The organism is Veillonella fallax (genome assembly GCF_020687175.1).
GTDB classification, from domain to species: Bacteria; Bacillota; Negativicutes; order Veillonellales; family Veillonellaceae; genus Veillonella; species Veillonella fallax.
Genome location: NZ_JAJEQD010000006.1, coordinates 97334 through 117949, shown reverse-complemented (window position 1 = coordinate 117949; position 20616 = coordinate 97334). Strand labels below are relative to the sequence as shown.

Genomic DNA, 20616 nt, shown 5'->3' with positions numbered 1-20616 from the left:
TAAGACGTACACTATGTGTACGTCTTTTGTTGTATTTTATGAGGACATATGAACTGGATTGAACCAAAGCGCTTAGCACCGGGCATGACCATAGGTATTATGGCACCTGCCAGTGCAAGCGATGAAGATTTACATAGAATAGAAGAAATTTGTAACCTAAGGGGCTATAAAGTACTCTTTGGTGAAAGTGCACATCGTAAAGGACTCTATGGTGGTACACCAGAGGAGCAAGCCCAAGAGTTTCAATATATGATGACCACCGCACTTTGTGATGCGGTGCTAGCTTTGCGCGGTGGTTACGGAACGATGCGTTATCTAGACTTATTAGATTATAAGGCCATTCGTAAATATCGTAAGGCCTTTGTCGGGTATAGTGACTGCACGGCTCTTCATATGGCTATCAATCGATATAGTAGACTTATTACGTATCACGGGCCGATGGGCGTAGATTTTAAGCCTGAACGCAAAGCAGATATTGATGCTTTATTTAATACTTTAGAAGGTAAATTACAAGTCATAGAACCCTTACCTGAACCGCCTCGTGGTGCTATTGGTACTGAGCTAGGCGAAGGTATTTTACGGGGCGGCAATATGACGATGTTATCTATGTTGTCGGGAACACCGTATTTTTTAGAGGATGCATCTTGGAAGGATACATTACTATTCATTGAAGATGTAGGAGAGGCACCTTATAAGCTAGATCGCATGTTGCAACAATTTCGCCTCAGTGGTTTATTGAGTCGTATTAAAGGTTTAGTGATTGGTACTTTTACAGATTGTGAAGGCGACGATGATGAGCGTGATTACGATTTAGGCTATGAAGCGTTACGCTACATGGAGGAAAATAGAGACCCTGAATTGTTGGATCCTTTTGTATGCTATGTCCCAACAGGTCATGGAACGCCGCATCAAACATTACCACTAGGAGCGATGATTAACTTTAGGTATATTTCAAATACCATAATTGTTCATCCCTATACGAAATAGACACATTCTCCTTAGTTAGAATAAATAATCAACAGTATAAATTAGAAATTAAAAAGGGAAGTTATGACATTACAAGAACGAGAGGCTCGTGCCTGTGCCATCATAGATAGTATGACAGAGGAATTGCGCGATATCTCCTTATATTTACACGATAACCCAGAATTGGGCTTAAACGAGCATAAAGCAGTTAAGGTAATTAACCAATTCTTAGAAACACATAATTTTACATCTCAAGTGGGGCTAACTGATTTTCCAGAGTTACAAACGGCGTTACGGGGTGACTATAACGGTACTGCACAGCATAAAATAGCCTTTTTAGGTGAATATGATGCACTACCAGAACTCGGTCATGGTTGCGGACATAATCTCATTGCCATGATGAGTTTAGGCGCGGCGGTTGCTTTTAGTCAATGTGCACCAGAAACATGGGGAACGACCTTCTTTGGATGTCCTGCAGAGGAAACCATTGGTGGTAAGGTATATATGGCGGAGGCAGGTCTATTTAAAGGCTATGATGCAGCACTCATCATTCATCCAGGCGGTGAAAATGAAGTGGGTGGCACATCGTTAGCGACGCATCCCTTAGAGGTAACCTTCCATGGTCGATCCTGTCATATCGCATCACTTACTGATTCTGGTATCAATGCCTTAGATTGTGCTGTAGATCTTTATCAAAGAGTTAAAGAGTTAAAGAAAACCTTCCCTAAAGGTGCTATTGTAGGTGCTATATTTACCGAAGCTGGTACGGCACCAAACGTAGTAACTCCTAAGGCTACGCTTCGCATGACTGTACGGGGGCGTACGGTGGATGATTTAGAAGGTATTATTTTGCCGGCTATCAAAGCGGCTGCGCAAGAGATCGGAGCATCCTATGGCGCTCAAGTTGAAATGCATCATTATGAGCCACTTTTTAAGGATATGCGTCAAGATAAAAAGTTATTAGATCTTTTTAACGATGTGATGACTGAGTTTGGTGAAACACCTCGTATATTGCCTGATGATGAAGCGGATGGTAGCACTGATGTAGGGAATGTATCCTATGAGGTGCCTACGGCACAGCCTACATTACAGATTGGATTAGGCTTAGAAGCGCATACGCCAGAGTTCACTTGTGCAGCCGGTTCCGATTATGGATTGGAGCAAGCGATTAAGGGCGCTAAGATTATGGCTGTGGTAGCCTTGCGTTATGCAGTAGGTAAGTGATGTTCAATTTTTGACATATAGAGGTCAAAAAGGTACAATAGATATAATATTTAAGTAAGTATGAAACAAGCCGTCTTCAACAAGACGGCTTTTATTCCGGTGGAGATAGATATGAGTGTTTTAACCGTTTCAAATGTAACCCATGGTTTTGGAGCGCGACAAATTTTAGATGATGCATCATTCCGCTTGTTGAAAGGTGAACATGTAGGGTTAATTGGTGCTAATGGTGAAGGCAAGTCTACATTCCTAAATATCATTACAGGCAAAATACCTCCTGATGAAGGTAAAATTGAATGGTCCAATCAAGTAACTGTAGGTTATTTGGATCAACATGCGGTCCTCGAAAAGGGCATGACCATTCGCGACGTATTGCAACGAGCTTTTGATGATTTGTTTGTAATGGAGCAAAACATTAACGATGCGTACAATCGCATGGGTGATGTGTCTGAAGATGAAATGAATAAGCTTCTCGAGCAAGTAGGGGAGTGGCAAGAAATTCTAGAGCAGCGTGGCTTCTATGAAATTGATGCGGTTATTGAGCGTACAGCTGCAGGTTTGGGCCTTATGGATATTGGACTTGACCGAGATGTTACGGAGCTCAGCGGTGGCCAGCGTACAAAGGTTTTACTTACAAAACTTTTACTAGAAAAACCGACGATTTTGCTCTTGGACGAACCGACAAATTATCTTGATGTAGAGCATATCCAATGGTTGCAAAACTATTTACAAAACTACGAAAATGCGTTCATCTTGATTTCTCATGATATGGAGTTTTTAAATTCCGTAGTCAACGTGATTTATCATATCGAGCAAGCAGTTTTAACGCGTTATACTGGCGACTATCATCAGTTCCAAGCGGCTTATGAAGTGAAAAAAGCGCAAGCAGCTAAGGCTTATGAGCGTCAACAACAAGAAATTGAGCGCATGGAAGACTTTATCCAACGCAATAAGGCTCGTGTAGCAACGCGTGGTATGGCAAATTCTCGAGCTAAACGGTTAGAGAAAATGGAGATTTTGGAAAAGCCAAAAGAGTACATTAAACCAAGTTTTGGTTTTAAAGAAGGCCGTACGCCAAGTCGTTTTATTGTAGAGGCCTTTGGTTTGGAATTAGGCTATGATGAACCGTTGACTCGACCAGTAGACTTTCAAATTGAAAGAAATAAAAAAATCGCTATTCGTGGCGTTAATGGTCTAGGTAAAACGACATTATTGAAAACAATTTTAGGGTTATTAAAACCGGTGAGTGGTGAGTTGGTAAAAGGTGATTTCTTACAAATTGGGTATTTTGCTCAAGAAGATACACCATCCAATTCTGAAACTGCCTTAGATTATATTTGGAATGAATATCCGGCAATGACTAATGCAGAAGTACGTGCAGCGCTTGCTCGTTGTGGCCTTACTAACGAGCATATTACATCGCAAATGCGCGTGTTATCTGGTGGTGAGAATGCAAAGGTTCGCTTATGTAAACTGATGCAAAATAAGTACAATGTACTCGTATTAGACGAACCAACGAATCACTTGGACATTTATGCAAAAGAAGAACTGAGTCGTGCTTTGCGTGAGTTCAAAGGAACTATCGTTTTAGTAAGTCATGAACCTGAATTTTATAAAGATTGGGTTACGGATATTTGGAATATTGAGGATTGGACGACGAAAATCGTTTAGGAGGACCGATGAATCAACGTGCAAAGGACGGGATAAAGCAATTTTTAGCGGCTTTATCTGTTGATACTGAGGCGCCAGAGCTAGAGAAAACACCAAGTCGTGTAACAGAATTATATAGTGAATTATTCAGTGGCGTAGGATTAGATACAAAGTCAGCCTGGGGTGAAACATTTAGTACTGATTATAAGGGTCTTGTAGCGGTTACAGGAATTCCTTTTTACTCTATGTGTGAGCACCACTTGTTGCCATTCTTTGGAACCGTGGATATTGTGTACCAACCTAAGGATGGGTGTGTGGCAGGGCTTAGCAAGTTTCAAGATATTGTTAATATTCTTAGCCGGAGGCCGCAACTACAAGAGCGGTTAGCATCAGAATTAGCAGATGCAATTATGAATGATTTATCTGCTCATGGTGTATTCGTACGCATTACATCGACTCAGTTGTGTATGCTTATCAAAGGGACCATGCAGCAAGATTCAAAGGTTATTACATTAGAAAGCCGTGGTGTACTAGCAGAGACTGGCACATTACGAGATGAAGCGTTGGCAATGTTAGGTGGAGGACAGGCAAATGTTTAAACGTAGAAATTACACATGGAATGATGGCAAAAGTTTATCTTTGTGCGATCGTACCCTTATTATGGGGATACTAAATGGTACGCCTGACTCTTTCTCTGATGGTGGTAAATTCAATACTCCAGAAGCGGCAGCAGCACATGTAACGCAAATGATTGAAGATGGTGCTGATATCATTGATTTAGGCGTAGAATCTACGCGCCCTGGTTGCACACCATTGACAGCAGATGAAGAAATTGAACGCTTAGCCCAATTGATAGACCCTGTACTACATGCATCTACAGTACCTGTATCTATCGATACCTATCATGCTAAAACTGCTGATTATGCACTTTCAAAGGGCGCTCATATTTTAAATGATATTTGGGGCTTACACTATGATCCTGATATGGCAGCAATAGCCGCAAAATACAAGGTACCTGTAATCATCATGCACAATAGTAATGATACAAACTATGGTGACATCATTGAAGATATGAAGGCATACTTCTTCTTTGCTGTAGATAAAGCCTTAAAGGTTGGTGTAACACCACAACAAATTTGGCTTGATCCAGGTATCGGATTTTTTGGTAAAACAGAAGAACAAAATATTGAAGTTATGCAACGTTTAGGCGAATTAACGGCTTATGAATACCCTATTTTACTTGCGCCTAGCCGTAAGGGTTTTATCGGTTCTATGTTGGGCGGTTTACCTCCAGAAGAACGCGATGAAGGCACGGTAGCGGCTTGTATTACGGGTGTATTCCAAGGTGTTGATATGGTGCGTGTTCATAATGTGAAAATGCACAAACGCGCCTTGGCCGTAGCAGATGGCCTATTACGAGGTGAATAATGGATAAAATCGTTTTAAAAAACATGGCATTTTATGGATACCATGGCAATTTGACATCTGAACAAGAGCAAGGACAGCGCTTTTTTGTAGATGTTGAAATTACTACGGATCTTACAAAGGCCGGTCAAAGTGACCAGTTAGAGGATTCTATCAATTATGTAGAAGTATATGAGCTTGTAGAATCTGTTATGACTGGAGAAAAACATAATTTATTAGAGCGTTTAGGTGCACTTATTGCCGACTCTTTATACCAACATTATCAAGGTATTGTTGGCTTATCTGTAACGGTGCGCAAACCATCTGTACCTATTGCTGGTATCCTAGATTATGTTGAGGTTGTCACTACAAGAGGTCAAATTTGATGTATACCTATTACATCAGTGTAGGTTCAAATATAGGTGATAAAAGAGGCTATATTAATTCCGCTTTTCACCTATTACAAGGGCATGAGACCGTTTCAGAGGTTATTAGTTCTTCTTTGATAGAAACGGAACCTTGGGGATATACAGATCAGGCGTCATTTATTAATGGCATGTGGTCTTGTAAAAGTACTTTGAATCCTCATGAAATGTTAAGTGTACTTCAGTCCTTAGAACAAGAGGCTGGTCGTGAACGACTTATTCACTGGGGACCACGTACATTAGATTTAGATATTATTTTGGCTTTTGATGAGGTCGGTTCTATGATTTCCATTTGTGATGAAACTCTAACTATACCGCATCCTTATTTTTGGGATAGAACCTTTGTCTTAGAACCTTTACATGAGTTGTTACCAACTTTTACCTATAAGGGTATGTCAATTAGCGAGCGATTAGCTACATTAAGTTTGGCATAGAAATCCACAAAGATATTAAAAATAAAATTTACAGTTATACCTAGAATTGGGATTATATTAATAGGGACTTACTGTAATGGCAATATATTATTACGTTTTATGCTTGGGGATTCATAGGGAGTATAAATGAATATAAAACGTATCGGTTTGTGCATACTAGCATTAATAGTAGTGGGGCTGTCCTATTGGCTTGCAGTAGGTGGCAATTACGACAGTAAAACAGTACGCATAGACCCAGAAGAGCATACATTAGTAAATTCTAGTGATGCCATCATTTCAAAACGAATATTAGCGATGAAGTCCATCGACTCACAAGTGTACTTTCTAGGTTATGAAGGGTATGGTATTTATAATTTAGCTGATAATACACTTCGGTTGATGCCTATTACCTTTCGTGGTCAACATATAGAGCCACCGAAGACCGAGAATTACCAACGTGGTTTACGGGAGATTACTATGGTAAAAACTTTCTCTGATTTTAGTGGGCCAGAACAATCCATACTCAAGGATTTGTTGGAATCTACAGATAGAGGAGCTCATTATTATGGGGACTTTTACCATTCAGGTTATGAGTCATCCCTCATTGACATGAAGGACCAGTATTTTATAACGAATACGGTACGAGCTTTAAAGCGTATAAATCATACATTGTATGTATATGATGCGTCAGGGTTTATTATCATTGATTTAGATAGTCGCCGTATTCAAGGGTTCTTTAATAATCGTCTAGGTGGAGAAGGACCCAAAGGAGTACCTGATAGCTTGCGTGGCCATTATGGTTCAGACTTCACGATGATATATGCATTGTCCAAGTTAGATCCAAAGGATTTAGAGATTTTATGGTCAATGCGAAAACAATATTTAGAAAAGTCACCGCAAGTGATGGAGAATAAGGATTTATTCCCGCTTAATCTTGATGAGATGACTTTATAGGAGGTATATTATGCTTTGGTCAATTATTGTAGGCGGATTCATTGGTTTTGTAGCTGGTCGTATTACTAAAAAGGCGCAAAGCATGGGGATTATTCTTCGTGTTATTGCTGGTTTAGTAGGGGCTTCTGTAGGTCAAGCTTTGCTTGGTACTTGGGGCCCAAGTCTTGCAGGCATGGCATTAATTCCGTCCATCGTTGGTGCAGTTATAGTGATTGCTGTAGTAAGCTTCTTTACTGGACGAGACTAACTATATAATAGAAGGACTATTATAGGATTTCCTATAATAGTCTTTTTTTATCGCTATAAATCTATTTTCTTATATACCTATGAGAAAATAGGTATATAATAGTTTATGTATTTTACAAGCAATATGTTTTAATATAACTTAACATTGTCGATTCATATAATGGCAATCGCTGGTTTAAGTGGAATTGTATTAGAAGATGTATATCTTTTAGTGCGAATCGTAGGAGGCCCTTATGAAGTTACGTAAAGTAGGTATTATTGGCACTGGACATGTAGGTTCTCATGTAGCATTTTCTCTTGCTCTACAAGGTGAAGTAGATGAACTATATATGATGGATATTGACGAGAAAAAAGCTAAAGCACAAGCAATGGATATAAATGATGCTGTTAGCTATATTCCTCATAAAGTAACAGCTACTGCAGGTCCTATTGAAGATTGTGGGGATTGTGATATTCTCGTATTTAGCGCTGGTCCTTTACCAAATTTATATCAAGATCGTTTAGAAAGTCTTGGTGATACAGTAGAGGTTTTAAAGGATGTTATTCCTCGAATTAAAAAGTCTGGCTTTGATGGTTTTATTATCTCTATTTCTAATCCTGCTGATGTTGTTGCTACTTATTTATGTAAACATTTAAATTGGAATCCAAAACATATTATTTCCAGTGGTACAGCTTTAGATTCAGCGCGATTACAAAAAGAATTGGCGCGCATTTTTAATATTAGTAACCGTACAATTACAGCCTATTGTTTAGGTGAACATGGCGGTAGTGCTATGGTGCCATGGTCTCATGTTTATGTACAAGGAAAGCCGTTAGTACAATTACAACAAGAATTGCCTCATAGATTCCCTACACTTGATCATACTCAAGTGCTAGATGATGTAAAAATTGGTGGTTACCATGTATTGGCTGGTAAAGGTTCTACTGAATTTGGTATTGCCAGTGCAACCACAGAATTAATTCGCGCTGTATTCCATGATGAAAAGAAAGTATTACCATGTTCTTGCTATCTAGATGGACAATATGGTGAAGAAGGAATTTTTGCATCGACTCCAGCAGTTATTGGCAAAGATGGTATCGAAGATGTATTTGAATTGAAGCTTGCTGAAGATGAATTAGCTTTATTTAAAAAGTCTTGTGCAGTAATTCGTGAATATGCTCATAAAGCAGAGTCTTTATAAGGCCATAGTAGCTGTTACTAATAAATCTATCTCTGATAAGACCTTTTTAACTATATGATAGATATAAGGTAAACTATAGATAATTTTATTTAGTCCCTAACGAGGTTCTGTGATATAATTAAAAAATGACAGTATACAGATGATGAATATTTTTGGGGGATATTATGATTCAAGACACTATGGAAGTACAACGTCCAAAAAAGCCTCGCAAACGGGTTAGACCTAATCGCAAAGCGCAGGATCAACGTATTATCCTCATGTGGATCAAGCGAATTGGTATAGGGATTATGGTGCTGCTATTATTAGGGCAAGCCTATCGCTTGGTGGCTGTATATCAAGAAAAACAACATATTGAGCAACAATTGCAAGAATTAAAACAGCGAAATGAAGAATTAGAACAGGAAAAGGCTAAGTTACAAGATCCAAAGACCATTGAGGGGGTGGCTCGTGAGGAGCTCGGCCTTGTAAAACCTGGTGAAGTACCTTATGTAAAATAGGTTTGACTGTAGTAATTTAGATTCGCATTAGTTTGTAGTTTGAGGTTTCCGCATTAATTAGGAGGTTGCATGGCAATCGAAGTTGGTAACATTATTGATGGTACCGTATCTGGTATTACAAAATTCGGTGTATTTGTTGATTTAGGAGAGAAGCAAACCGGTCTAGTTCATATTTCTGAAGTAGCTCATGGGTATGTCGAAGATATTAATACCGTATTAAAGGTTGAAGATCCAGTAAAGGTTAAGGTTTTATCTATTGAAGGCAATAAAATCGGCCTTTCTATTCGTCAAACACAACCTAAAGAGACACCAAGTGAAGAGCGACGTCCTCGTCGTGTTCAATCTAAACAAAGCACAGAGGCTTTTGAAGCAAAGATGAAATCATTCTTGCGCGATAGCAATGAACGCTTACACGATTTAAAACGCAATACAGAAGGTAAACGCGGAGGCCGAGGCGGTCGTCGAGATTAATAGTGAGAGATGGCATTGAGCCATCTCTTTACTTATGTATAGGCCTTAACAGTATAATAGTGTTAGAGGCATACTAATTATGTAAGGAGCAATTATGAAGTTAGCTATTATTGATATTGGATCAAATTCAGTACGCTTATTATTGGCTACTTATGAAAATAATATATGGCACTATGAGCCGAAACAGTTGTGGACTACTCGTTTAGGCCAACGTAATTCAGATGGTACATTGCGCACTGAATCGATGGAAGCGTCCTATCAAGCTTTTACAGAAATAAAAAAACTAGCAGACCAATATGGGGTGGAATGCTGCTTTGATTTTGCAACGAGCGCTGTTCGTGAAGCATCTAATGGCCTTGAATTTATGGACCGCATTAGCGAACATTGTCCGATGGAATGGCGTATTCTCACGGGCGATGAAGAGGCTATTTATGGCTTTAATGGTGCCTTAGGAGATCAGTTGAATGATGGTCGTCACTATACAACTATCGATATCGGTGGCGGTAGTACAGAGCTAGCATTAGGCAATAAGGACGGCGTTTACTGGAGCCGATCTTATCCTGTAGGGGCTGTACGCCTTCAATCTATGTCTGATGAAGGTCCTCAACGAGTATGGGAAGAAACTCGATTCCTTTGGGATCCCATGATGATTCAAGGTGAATTTGGTGAATTCATTGGTATCGGTGGTACGCTAACGACGCTAGCGGCCATTGATTTAGGCCTTGAAAACTATGATGGTACGAAGGTACAAGGTCATAAATTAAGTCGTGAAACAGTAGAGGGCATCATTCTAAACTTACGTTACATGAGTCGCGATGAGCGATTACACGTAAAAGGTTTACCTGCAGGACGTGCCGATATCATCGTAGCTGGTGCAGAAATTTTAACGTCCTTTATGGATGCTTATGAGGTTCCTCATGTATTTGTGAGCGACCAAGATGGTATGGAGGCGATGGCTCGTGAATGTGAAAGAACTTATTCGAACCATTAATCACACCTTAAAATCACATAATCTATTTCCTGAAAATAGTCGAATTCTAGTAGCTTGCTCTGGTGGCCCCGATTCAATGGCTCTATTGTATTTGTTACAAGATATTGCTACGCATCGTCATACAACGTACAAAATAGGTGTAGCCATTGTGGATCACTGTATTCGCCCTGAAAGTAAGGAGGAGGTCTTGTGGCTCCAACATCAAGTGGAAGAATTAGGTCTGCCATTTTATTCCGCTACCTTTGATGTACCGCGCCTAAGTAAGGAACATAAAAAATCTGAAGAAACTATAGGCCGCCAAGTACGTTATCAATGGTTAAATGAAATTGCCCAGTCTGAGGGGTATGATTATATTTCAGTAGCTCACCACAAAGATGATCAAGCAGAATCGATTTTGGCACATATCATTAGGGGTTCTGGTCTAAATGGTTTAACTGGCATGTCTGTAGTACAATCTGAATATGCTATTCCTGTAGTTAGACCGCTGTTAGACGTAACAAAAGAAGACCTACTAGCCTATATAGGGACAAAACATATTTCGTATTGTGTAGATTCTACGAATGAGGATGTACGATACCAACGAAATAGGATTCGTCATCGCATTATACCTGAATTGGAAGCCGTTAACCCTGCTGTGGTAGATGCCATAGTTCGACTAGGAAGTTCTGTAAATGAAGATGTAATGGTTATCTCTGATTTAACGTCTAGAACCTTTGATAAATTAGTGTCGATTGGTGATGACGAGGTGAGAATCTCTCGCCGTGCCTTGAGACAGGAGCCACTGGCAATACAGCGGAGATTATGGCAGCGTTTAGTAAGTACCATTGACTCTGATCTAACGCTTACATCAGCTCATCAAGAGCAATTACTGGACATTGTTAACACAGGGGAAAAGAAAACTTTCACTATAAAAAGTATAAAAGTAATCGCTCAATGTGATACAATAAAGGTATATTGCAAACATTAATATGAATCGTGGAGGTCATATAGATGCATCAAGACGCAAAAGAGATTTTATATACAGCAGAACAATTACAGGCTCGTGTAGCCGAGTTAGGTAAAGCAATTAGCGAAGACTATAAAAATGAATCTGTAGTGCTCGTAGGGGTGTTAAAGGGAGCCATCGTTTTCTTTACAGACTTAGCTCGCGCTATTGATGATAGCGTAGATGTAAGTTTTGATTTTATTTCTTGCTCTAGCTATGGTAGTGGCACAACTAGTACAGGGGTAGTTCGAATTCTAAAAGATTTGGATCGCTCTGTAGAGGGTAAACATGTACTCGTTGTAGAGGATATCGTTGATACTGGTACGACATTGCATTACTTGCTAGAAAATTTACATGCTCGTGGCGCTAAAAGCGTACGTCTTGCAGCGTTATTAAATAAACCTGAGCGCCGTAAAATGGACGTAGAAGTTGACTATGTAGGTTTTATCATTCCTGATTACTTCGTTATCGGTTATGGTTTAGACTACGCTGAAAAATATCGTCACTTACCATATATCGGTATTTTAAAGGAAGAAATGTATCAAAATTAAAAATATGATATAATATATGAGTGCATCTCTTAATGAGATGTACTCAATTCGTTTATACAAGTAAATTATTATTGAAAGGGGTAATCTTTTGGGTCGATTTACAAAAAATATCGTCCTTTACTTACTTATCATTGCCGCTTTCGTTATCGCCATTGACGCTTTCTCTGGTCAAAGTGCGAATAAATCTGAATTAAGTTACACAGGATTTATTCAACAAGTACAACAGAAAAAGGTTGAGTCCGTAACGATTACCAATGATCATGGTATTAAAGGTAAACTAAAAAATGGAACAGAATTCAATTCTTATGCGCCAAGTGATGAAACATTAATCAAAACATTACAAGATAATGGCGTAGAAATTACAGCAGCCCCACCTGAGCAACCAGCTTGGTGGATGAGCCTTTTAGGTTCTGCTATTCCTATTATCATCTTGGTAGTGTTGTTCTTCTTCATTATGCAACAAACACAAGGTGGCGGTGGCCGAGTGATGAACTTTGGTAAAAGCCGTGCTAAATTGATGGGTGAAGGTAATGTAAAGGTTAGCTTCAAAGATGTAGCAGGTGCGGAAGAAGCAAAACAAGAATTAGAAGAAGTAGTAGAATTCTTGAAGGATCCAGGCAAATTTACAGCTATCGGTGCTAAAATTCCGAAAGGCGTATTATTAGCGGGACCTCCAGGTACAGGTAAAACATTGCTTGCTAAAGCTGTTGCTGGTGAAGCAGGTGTACCATTCTTTACGATTTCCGGTTCTGATTTCGTAGAAATGTTCGTAGGTGTTGGTGCATCTCGTGTACGTGATCTTTTTACACAAGCGAAAAAGAATGCGCCATGTATTATCTTCATCGACGAAATTGATGCGGTTGGTCGCCAACGTGGCGCAGGTCTTGGTGGTGGTCACGATGAACGTGAACAAACATTGAACCAATTGCTCGTTGAAATGGATGGCTTCGGTGCCAACGAAGGTATTATTACCATCGCAGCTACAAACCGCCCAGATATTCTTGACCCAGCGCTATTGCGCCCAGGTCGTTTTGACCGTCAAGTTATCGTAGGTCGTCCAGACTTACGCGGTCGTGAAGCCATCTTGAAAGTACATGCTCGTAACAAGCCATTAGCTGACGATGTAGACTTAAAAACAATTGCTAAGAAAACTCCAGGCTTTACTGGTGCCGACTTAAGTAACTTGTTAAACGAAGCGGCTCTATTAGCGGCTCGTCTTAACAAAAAAGTAATCACTATGGCTGAAGTTGAAGAAGCTAGTGAAAAGGTTAGCATGGGTCCTGAACGCCGCAGTCACATTGTGAGTGATAAGGATCGCAAGTTAACAGCGTACCATGAATCTGGTCATGCCATTGTGGCACATTTGTTGCCTCATGCAGATCCTGTTCATAAGGTAACAATCATTCCTCGTGGCGCAGCAGGTGGTTACACTATGATGCTTCCTACAGAGGAACAAAACTACAAAACAAAATCTCAATTATTAGCGGATATTCGCGTAGCTCTTGGTGGTCGTGTGGCAGAGGCCTTGATTTTGGATGAAATCAGTACAGGTGCTTCTGGTGACCTTCAAAGTGTAACGAATACAGCACGCGCCATGGTAACGCGTTGGGGCATGAGCGATGAGCTTGGTCCTATCGTATTTGGTGAACAACAAGAACAAGTATTCTTGGGTAAAAACCTTGGCCATGAACGCAACTACAGTGAAGAAATTGCTGCAAAAATCGATGCTGAAATTCATCGCATTGTTGAAGAAGCTTATAAAGATGTAACAAAACTTCTTAGCGATAACGAGAAATTCTTACATGATATGGCAAATGCTTTATTAGAGGAAGAAACAATCGATGCGAAAGCAGTAGATAATCTTTACAAATATGGTACAACGAAAGCCCCTGAAATAGAGGAACCTAAAGCTACGTTAGAAGCGGTAGGTATTGTAGTGCCAGAGGTTGTAGATGCTAATGAGCACACTTCTACAGTGGAAGCGCCTAGTGAAACACCTTCTAACGAAATTAAATAATGGATACTGTCCAAATAAAAAGAGCTGATCTCCTTGGAGACCAGCTCTTTTTTATTGTCCATCATGGATGTGACGGGTTGCTAAATATTCTTGTATGCGACGTTCCTTAAGTGATTTTAAGTATTTCTGTGCTAATACATGCGGTATGGCCACACCGACAGCGATGCCAACGATGGTTAAAATACCTGTTACGCCATTCTGCACCATATAAACAAGTCCAGATTCATTGAGTGCATTGATGTGAAGAATATCGAATAGAAAACGATAATATAGAATCCCTGGCATTAATGCGATAGCAGACGGAACGATAATGATCGTACTAGATGTTTTAAGCCAGGTAGAAACTTTTACATAAATAATGCTCATCACGGCGGCCCCTACAAAGGTGGCCCCAGCAATAGAGAATCCCAATTCAACAGCTAGTAAATTGCGAATAAAGACACATAATACACCGCCAATACCGATTGAGAGCAAGAGGCGTACAGGAGCATTAAATAAAACAGCGAATGACGCAGCGGCCATAAAAGAACCTATAATCTGTTCAATGGATAGTACATGAGGTTTAATGTCTACAAAACTAAATGCAGGCATTGGATTAAAGTATAAGGCCATGGCCATACCTAAGGTCATACTACCTACGATGAGAATTGTTCTAATGGCTCGTGTAATACCCGATAAGATATGATTGTTTATTGTATCAATGACGGCATTAATAAGCGGTACGCCTGGAATCATAAATAAGGTACAGCATACAAGAACATAAACTAATGAATCCTGTTCAATATGTGAATAGAAACCGTAGGCAGAAACCATAGCGGCAAATCCACCTAATGCAATACCTACATACTCATTACAGCCTAAACGCACGGATAGAGTACGTGTGAAATAGCCGATTAGAGAACAAATAATTGTTACTATAAAAGCTATCATATCACCACTATATAGAAAGGCGAGCCCTGCAGAACCTAGGGCACATGCAATACCTTTTATCCAATCAGGATATACAGGTATAGTAGAATCTAATTTTGAAATGAGCTGTTCATAGGTTGTGAGCGAGTAATGTCGTTCGAAGGCGCGCCATGTGAGTTTAGATACGGCATTGATCATGGCCATATTGGGAACATGAACTGGTGTTTTTCTAAAAACTGTTATGGAACGTTCTTTATGCAATAGATTCACCATGATGGTAGTATATGAAATATGAATATTTAAGTAATTATGAGGAATACCCATAAATGTGGCAGCTTTTAACATCTCTTCAATAATCCGATTTGTATCAGCACCACATTCCATAAGCAACTTGCCTATGTTTAATAGGACATCAAGTTTTCTGTGAATATGGATAAATGGGTTCTCTAGAACTTCATTTTTTTCTTCTAATGTAAATTGTTGCATATATCTCCCCAGATAATGATAGACCATACTATTGTTATCTTTTACATAAGGTATAACTTAATACTACATGTATTATACCATTAATTATTTTAAATAATCCTTGCATTTTATAGGGTACACTTGTACAATCGAATTGTAAACCTAGGTTGACAAAGAAAGGGGCTCTAAACTATGCGTGATGAAGTATTAGAATTCTTGAGACAAAACCAAGGTAGTTTCGTATCGGGACAAGATATGTCGGAAGCGTGTCATGTTTCGCGCACAGCTATTTGGAAGCATATCAAAGCATTACGTCAAAAAGGCTACAAAATAGAATCTTATACCAAGAGGGGGTATCGATTATTGGAGGAACCTGATTTGTTGAGTCCATTAGCAATGAAGCAAATCTTAAAAACAGATGTATTTGGTAAACGGTATGTCTATATGGACACTACCGAATCTACAAACCTAGAAGCTCGTCGCTTAGCACAACAAGGTGCAGAAGAAGGCACGGTTGTTGTTACAGAGGAACAGGCTGCTGGTCGCGGTCGTTTGTCTCGTGGATGGTATTCTCCATTCGGAAAAGGTCTATGGTTTAGTCTCATTTTACGCCCTGACTTTGCACCAGTAGAAGCACCGAAGTGTACATTGATGGCTGCCGTGGCATTAACAAAGGCATTTCATAAAATGGGCCTTACAGATGCAGGTATTAAATGGCCAAATGATATCCTTGTAAATGGTCGTAAATTAGTTGGTATTTTGACAGAAATGTCCGGCTCTATGGAGGAAATTTCCTATATTGTTATGGGCATAGGTGTCAATGTAAAGACTAAACAAGAAGAACTTCCAGAAGAATTGAAGTTAATTGCTACGTCATTAACAATGGAAGGCATTGATATTGAACGGACAGAAGCTTTTAAAATTATTTTGGAATCCTTAGAACATCAATATTATGAAGTCCTCGATAGTGGCTTTGAGGAAACATTAAATGAATGGCGCCAATTATCGGTAACCCTTGGCGAAGAAATTGAAGTGAGAGCACCAGGAAATACCTATGAAGGGGTAGCTACAGATATTGATGAAGATGGTAACTTACTAGTAAGAATCCCTGATGGGACAGTTAAACGTATTGTGGCAGGGGACGTGTCAATTCGTCCGCGCAAATAGGAGGCATTCATGTTATTAGTAATTGATGTGGGGAACACCAATATTGTTCTCGGTGTATACGACAAGACAGAGCTTGTAGGTCACTGGCGTATTTCCACGGATCGCGTTCGGACCACTGATGAATATGGCATGTTGATGATGAATTTATTCTTCCACGATCGCAAGGTTGATGTGAAAGATATTAAAGATATTATCATTTCTTCAGTTGTGCCACCGTTGATGCCTACATTAGAACGGGTATGTTTACGTTATTTTAATGTAAATCCTCTCATTGTTGGACCTGGTACTAAGACTGGTATCGCTATTAAGTATGATAATCCTCGTGAAGTAGGGGCTGACCGTATCGTAAATGCTGTGGCTGCACATGAACAATATAAAGGTGATTTAATCATTATCGACTTTGGTACGGCTACAACCTATTGTGCAGTTCAAGGTAATGGCGATTATATGGGCGGTGTAATTACTCCAGGTGTTACAATTTCTGCGGAGGCTTTATTCCAACGAGCTGCTAAATTGCCACGTATCGATGTCAGAGATCCTGGTCAAGTGATTTGTCGCAACACCGTATCTTCTATGCAATCTGGTATGTTTTATGGTTACGTAGGCCAAGTAGAAGGTCTAGTATCTCGTATGAAAGCTGAAATGGGCGGACAAGTAACCGTTGTGGCTACAGGTGGTTTAGCACAGCTTATCAGCAGCGCTACAGACTGCATTGACCATGTAGAGCCTATGCTTACATTAGAAGGCTTACGCCTTATTTACGAAAGAAATAAATAATGCTACTATAATATAGTTACGTATAGGTAACAAAGTAGTGTACATTCGGGTACAGCTTATGCTGTACCCTTTTTGTTAGGGGATATAGAATTATATGAACAATAAACAATGGCAAATAGGATCCGTCAAAATTGATGGTCAAGCCATATTAGCGCCAATGGCTGGGGTTAGCGATATTGCCTATCGTTTACTGGCCAAAGAATATGGCGCTGCCTTGGTATGTACCGAAATGGTAAGTGCTATGGGCATTAAATATAAAAATGAGCGCACTCATGAATTGTTGCGCCTTGAAGATCTGGAACGTCCTGTTTCTATGCAAATCTTCGGTTCTAATCCAGAGGCGATTGCCATCGGTGCAAAGGTTGTAGCTGATGCGGGTGCAGATATTGTAGATATCAATATGGGTTGTCCTGTTAAAAAAGTTGTTTCCTCAGGGGATGGCTCTGCACTTATGAAAAATCCTGATTTGGCGGCACGCGTAGCAGAGGCGGCAGTTAAGGCTGTCGATGTACCTGTAACGGTGAAAATGCGCATTGGTTGGGATAGTGAATCCATCAATGTAGTAGACTTTGCAAAGCGCATTGAATCTACGGGAGTCGCAGCTATTGCTGTACATGGTCGTACAAAGGAACAGATGTACAGTGGCCATGCGGACTGGTCCTATATTAAGGCTGTAAAGGAGGCTGTGTCTGTACCTGTAATTGGCAATGGTGATATCGTGGAACCAGAGGATGCGAAGCGCATGCTCGATGAAACAGGATGTGATGCTGTAATGGTAGGGCGTGGTGCACAGGGCAATCCTTGGATCTTCGGTCGCATTCACCATTATTTAGAGACCGGTGAAGTGTTACCGGCGCCAACTGATATTGAACGTCTCGATATGTTGTTAAAGCATTTTGATCTATTGTGTCAATATAAGGGGGAGAGTATGGCCGTTAAGGAAATACGAACTCATGCAGGCTGGTATATGAAGGGACTCCCTGAATCTGCATATTGGCGCAATCGTGTGAATACAATTCATACCGTAACAAGCTTTCACAATGAGCTAGAATCATATCGTAAAATACTGTCTGAAATGTAGTCAGATTGACAAATGTACAGTATTTTTATATAATGGTTGAGATAATTTAGAAATAAAAGATAAGGTGTCATCTTACTATGGCACTTTTTTCTTATTTTATTTATATGTAGAAAGAGTGGGGTACCCATGGCAGACGTAAAAGAAACATTACTTACCGCCGAAGGTTTAAAGAAATTAGAAGAAGAATTAACGTATTATAAATCTGTACGTCGTATTGAAGTGTCTGAACGTATTAAGACTGCTATTGAATATGGCGATATCAGTGAAAACTCTGAATATGACGATGCAAAAAATGAACAAGCTTTCATCGAAGGTCATATTGTAGAGCTTGAAAATAAAATTAACACTGCGAAAATCATCGACGAATCCGTAAAAGGTGATGTTGTATCCGTAGGTAGCAAAGTAACTGTATTAGATACAATGTACAATGATGAATTAGAATATGTTATCGTTGGTTCCTCTGAAGCGGATCCATTTAACAATCGTATCTCTAACGAATCTCCTGTAGGTAAAGCTATTTTGGGCAAACGTAAAGGTGATGAAGTAGAAGTTTCCACACCAGATGGTCCTGTTACATTCAAAGTGTTAGCAATCCAATAATTTACATTTACTGACGAAGAGGCGATAACATGAGTGAAGAAATTAAAAATGTACAAGAAGAGCTGAATGAGCAAATGCAAATTCGCCGCGACAAATTGGCTGAATACGAAGCGGATGGTATCTATCCATTTGGTCAACGTTTTGTTGTAAAAGATAATGCAAAAGACATTAAAGATGACTTCTTCTTGAAATATGACGGTCAACCTGTAGTTATTGCAGGCCGTTTGATGACAATCCGTTCCCATGGTAAAACAGCATTTGCGAATATGCGTGATAAATCCGGCGATATTCAAGTATATTTCCGCAAAGATGTATTGGGTGAAGATGCTTATAAATACGTAAAAATGCTTGATATCGGTGATATTATCGGTGTTGAAGGTCACGTATTTAAAACTCATACAGGAGAAGTTACAATTAAAGTTAACAAATTAACTTTGTTATCTAAATCTTTACGTCCATTACCAGAAAAATGGCATGGTTTAAAGGATACAGAACTTCGTTACCGTCAACGTTATGTTGATTTAATTGTAAATCCTGAAGTGCGTGATACATTTGTAAAACGCTCTCAAATCGTTGCTAAGATTCGCGAATACATGATGCGTGATGGCTTTATGGAAGTAGAAACACCAATGATGCATGCTATCCCTGGTGGTGCTGCTGCACGTCCATTCATCACTCACCACAATGCGCTTGATATCGATATTTACATGCGTATTGCACCAGAATTGTACCTCAAACGCTTGATCGTTGGTGGTATGGACCGCGTATTCGAAATGAACCGTTGTTTCCGTAACGAAGGTATCGATAATCGTCATAACCCAGAATTCACTACTATTGAATCCTACCAAGCTTATGGCGATGTAGAAGATGCAATTCGCTTAACAGAAAACCTTGTGTCCTACTGTGCTCAAGAAGTTCTCGGTACACAAGAAATTACATACCAAGGTACAGAAATCAATTTGACTCCACCTTGGAATCGTATCACAATGGCTGAAGGTGTAAAAAAATACACTGGTGAAGACTTTGATGCAGTTACTACTGTAGAAGAAGCTCGTGCTATTGCAGATCGCTTAAATGTAGAATACACAGAAAATGATGGTATTGGTAAAATCTTAAATCTTTGCTTCGAAGATTATGTAGAAGAAAACTTGATTCAACCAACTATCGTATATGGTCATCCAAAAGAAATTTCTCCACTTGCTAAAGCAAGTCGTGAAAATCCATTGGCTACAGAACGTTTTGAAGCATTCATTTATGGCCGTGAGTTGGCAAATGGCTTCTCCGAGTTAAATGACCCAATCGACCAAAAACAACGTTTCTTGAATCAATTGAAAGAACGTGAAGCTGGTGATGATGAAGCTCACCGTATGGATGAAGACTTCGTTACAGCTCTTGAATACGGTTTACCTCCAACAGCTGGTTTAGGTGTTGGTATCGACCGTCTTGTTATGTTCTTAACAGACTCTGCATCCATCCGCGATGTATTGTTGTTCCCATTGATGAAACCAGAAGCTCCTAAGCATATTGAAGCTGAAGAAGAAGCAGCTGAATAATCTAAAACTAAAAGGCTCCCTATTCTTTGAGTAGGGAGCCTTTTTATTCGTTATATGTTTTATACTATGTTTTATTCCATATGTGTTGATTA

The 20616-nt window shown here is 39.6% G+C and carries 22 protein-coding genes; 21 read left to right on the top strand and 1 reads right to left on the bottom strand.

From position 1 onward, the window contains the following. Positions 1 to 48 precede the first annotated feature (48 nt). The 16 genes from LKD20_RS04325 (at position 49) to ftsH (ending at position 13972) form a co-directional block, all read left to right on the top strand. On the top strand, positions 49 to 987 hold the full coding sequence (locus LKD20_RS04325) for a S66 peptidase family protein (protein WP_227721010.1): 939 nt from the start codon (positions 49 to 51) through the stop codon (positions 985 to 987). A 63-nt stretch (positions 988 to 1050) separates the two neighbouring features. Then, complete coding sequence (locus tag LKD20_RS04320) at positions 1051 to 2190, top strand: amidohydrolase (protein ID WP_105090276.1); 1140 nt, start codon at positions 1051 to 1053, stop codon at positions 2188 to 2190. 111 nt (positions 2191 to 2301) lie between these two features. Continuing rightward, positions 2302 to 3858, top strand: coding sequence for an ABC-F family ATP-binding cassette domain-containing protein (locus tag LKD20_RS04315; protein WP_105086147.1), 1557 nt, complete (start codon positions 2302 to 2304; stop codon positions 3856 to 3858). Between the two features lie 8 nt (positions 3859 to 3866). Further along, positions 3867 to 4436, top strand: coding sequence for a GTP cyclohydrolase I (folE, locus tag LKD20_RS04310; RefSeq protein ID WP_005387220.1), 570 nt, complete (start codon positions 3867 to 3869; stop codon positions 4434 to 4436). Further along, positions 4429 to 5265, top strand: coding sequence for a dihydropteroate synthase (folP, locus tag LKD20_RS04305; protein WP_105086148.1), 837 nt, complete (start codon positions 4429 to 4431; stop codon positions 5263 to 5265). The genes folE and folP overlap by 8 nt, the downstream gene beginning before the upstream one ends. Continuing rightward, complete coding sequence (folB, locus tag LKD20_RS04300; protein WP_005387223.1) at positions 5265 to 5627, top strand: dihydroneopterin aldolase; 363 nt, start codon at positions 5265 to 5267, stop codon at positions 5625 to 5627. Before folP ends, folB begins: the two co-directional genes overlap by 1 nt. Beyond that, on the top strand, positions 5627 to 6100 hold the full coding sequence (gene folK, locus LKD20_RS04295; protein ID WP_227721009.1) for a 2-amino-4-hydroxy-6-hydroxymethyldihydropteridine diphosphokinase: 474 nt from the start codon (positions 5627 to 5629) through the stop codon (positions 6098 to 6100). Before folB ends, folK begins: the two co-directional genes overlap by 1 nt. A gap of 126 nt (positions 6101 to 6226) precedes the next feature. Continuing rightward, positions 6227 to 7033: a hypothetical protein gene (locus LKD20_RS04290; RefSeq protein WP_024066856.1), complete on the top strand. Its 807-nt coding sequence runs from the start codon at positions 6227 to 6229 to the stop codon at positions 7031 to 7033. 10 nt (positions 7034 to 7043) lie between these two features. Further along, positions 7044 to 7280, top strand: a complete 237-nt coding sequence (locus tag LKD20_RS04285; protein WP_005387228.1) for a GlsB/YeaQ/YmgE family stress response membrane protein — start codon at positions 7044 to 7046, stop codon at positions 7278 to 7280. 232 nt (positions 7281 to 7512) lie between these two features. Continuing rightward, the gene (locus tag LKD20_RS04280; RefSeq protein WP_227721008.1) at positions 7513 to 8460 is read left to right on the top strand and encodes an L-lactate dehydrogenase; all 948 of its coding nucleotides are present in this window, start codon (positions 7513 to 7515) and stop codon (positions 8458 to 8460) included. A 164-nt stretch (positions 8461 to 8624) separates the two neighbouring features. Next, on the top strand, positions 8625 to 8957 hold the full coding sequence (locus tag LKD20_RS04275; RefSeq protein WP_227721007.1) for an FtsB family cell division protein: 333 nt from the start codon (positions 8625 to 8627) through the stop codon (positions 8955 to 8957). A 69-nt stretch (positions 8958 to 9026) separates the two neighbouring features. Then, a complete protein-coding gene (locus LKD20_RS04270; RefSeq protein WP_105090280.1) occupies positions 9027 to 9428 on the top strand; it encodes a S1 RNA-binding domain-containing protein in 402 nt (133 codons plus the stop codon). 94 nt (positions 9429 to 9522) lie between these two features. Next, positions 9523 to 10419 (top strand): Ppx/GppA phosphatase family protein, encoded by an 897-nt coding sequence (locus tag LKD20_RS04265; protein WP_227721006.1) that lies wholly within the window; start codon positions 9523 to 9525, stop codon positions 10417 to 10419. Continuing rightward, the gene (tilS, locus tag LKD20_RS04260; RefSeq protein WP_105094748.1) at positions 10388 to 11386 is read left to right on the top strand and encodes a tRNA lysidine(34) synthetase TilS; all 999 of its coding nucleotides are present in this window, start codon (positions 10388 to 10390) and stop codon (positions 11384 to 11386) included. The genes LKD20_RS04265 and tilS overlap by 32 nt, the downstream gene beginning before the upstream one ends. Positions 11387 to 11409: 23 nt before the next feature. Beyond that, positions 11410 to 11955 (top strand): hypoxanthine phosphoribosyltransferase, encoded by a 546-nt coding sequence (hpt, locus tag LKD20_RS04255; RefSeq protein WP_005387234.1) that lies wholly within the window; start codon positions 11410 to 11412, stop codon positions 11953 to 11955. Positions 11956 to 12043: 88 nt separating this feature from the next. Next, positions 12044 to 13972, top strand: a complete 1929-nt coding sequence (ftsH, locus tag LKD20_RS04250; RefSeq protein ID WP_227721005.1) for an ATP-dependent zinc metalloprotease FtsH — start codon at positions 12044 to 12046, stop codon at positions 13970 to 13972. A gap of 51 nt (positions 13973 to 14023) precedes the next feature. Here the strand turns inward: ftsH and LKD20_RS04245 are convergent, their stop codons facing one another. Then, complete coding sequence (locus LKD20_RS04245) at positions 14024 to 15367, bottom strand: threonine/serine exporter family protein (RefSeq protein WP_227721004.1); 1344 nt, start codon at positions 15365 to 15367, stop codon at positions 14024 to 14026. Between the two features lie 171 nt (positions 15368 to 15538). Between LKD20_RS04245 and LKD20_RS04240 the strand changes: the two genes are divergently transcribed. The 5 genes from LKD20_RS04240 to lysS all read left to right on the top strand — a co-directional run bounded on the left by LKD20_RS04240 (position 15539) and on the right by lysS (position 20524). After that, the gene (locus LKD20_RS04240; RefSeq protein ID WP_227721003.1) at positions 15539 to 16513 is read left to right on the top strand and encodes a biotin--[acetyl-CoA-carboxylase] ligase; all 975 of its coding nucleotides are present in this window, start codon (positions 15539 to 15541) and stop codon (positions 16511 to 16513) included. Positions 16514 to 16522: 9 nt separating this feature from the next. Further along, entirely contained in the window at positions 16523 to 17290 is a 768-nt protein-coding gene (locus tag LKD20_RS04235) for a type III pantothenate kinase (RefSeq protein WP_227721002.1), read from the top strand. A gap of 94 nt (positions 17291 to 17384) precedes the next feature. Then, entirely contained in the window at positions 17385 to 18371 is a 987-nt protein-coding gene (dusB, locus tag LKD20_RS04230) for a tRNA dihydrouridine synthase DusB (protein ID WP_227721001.1), read from the top strand. Between the two features lie 126 nt (positions 18372 to 18497). After that, positions 18498 to 18971: a transcription elongation factor GreA gene (gene greA, locus LKD20_RS04225; RefSeq protein WP_105086162.1), complete on the top strand. Its 474-nt coding sequence runs from the start codon at positions 18498 to 18500 to the stop codon at positions 18969 to 18971. Positions 18972 to 19000: 29 nt separating this feature from the next. Beyond that, complete coding sequence (gene lysS, locus LKD20_RS04220; RefSeq protein ID WP_227721000.1) at positions 19001 to 20524, top strand: lysine--tRNA ligase; 1524 nt, start codon at positions 19001 to 19003, stop codon at positions 20522 to 20524. Positions 20525 to 20616: the final 92 nt, after the last annotated feature.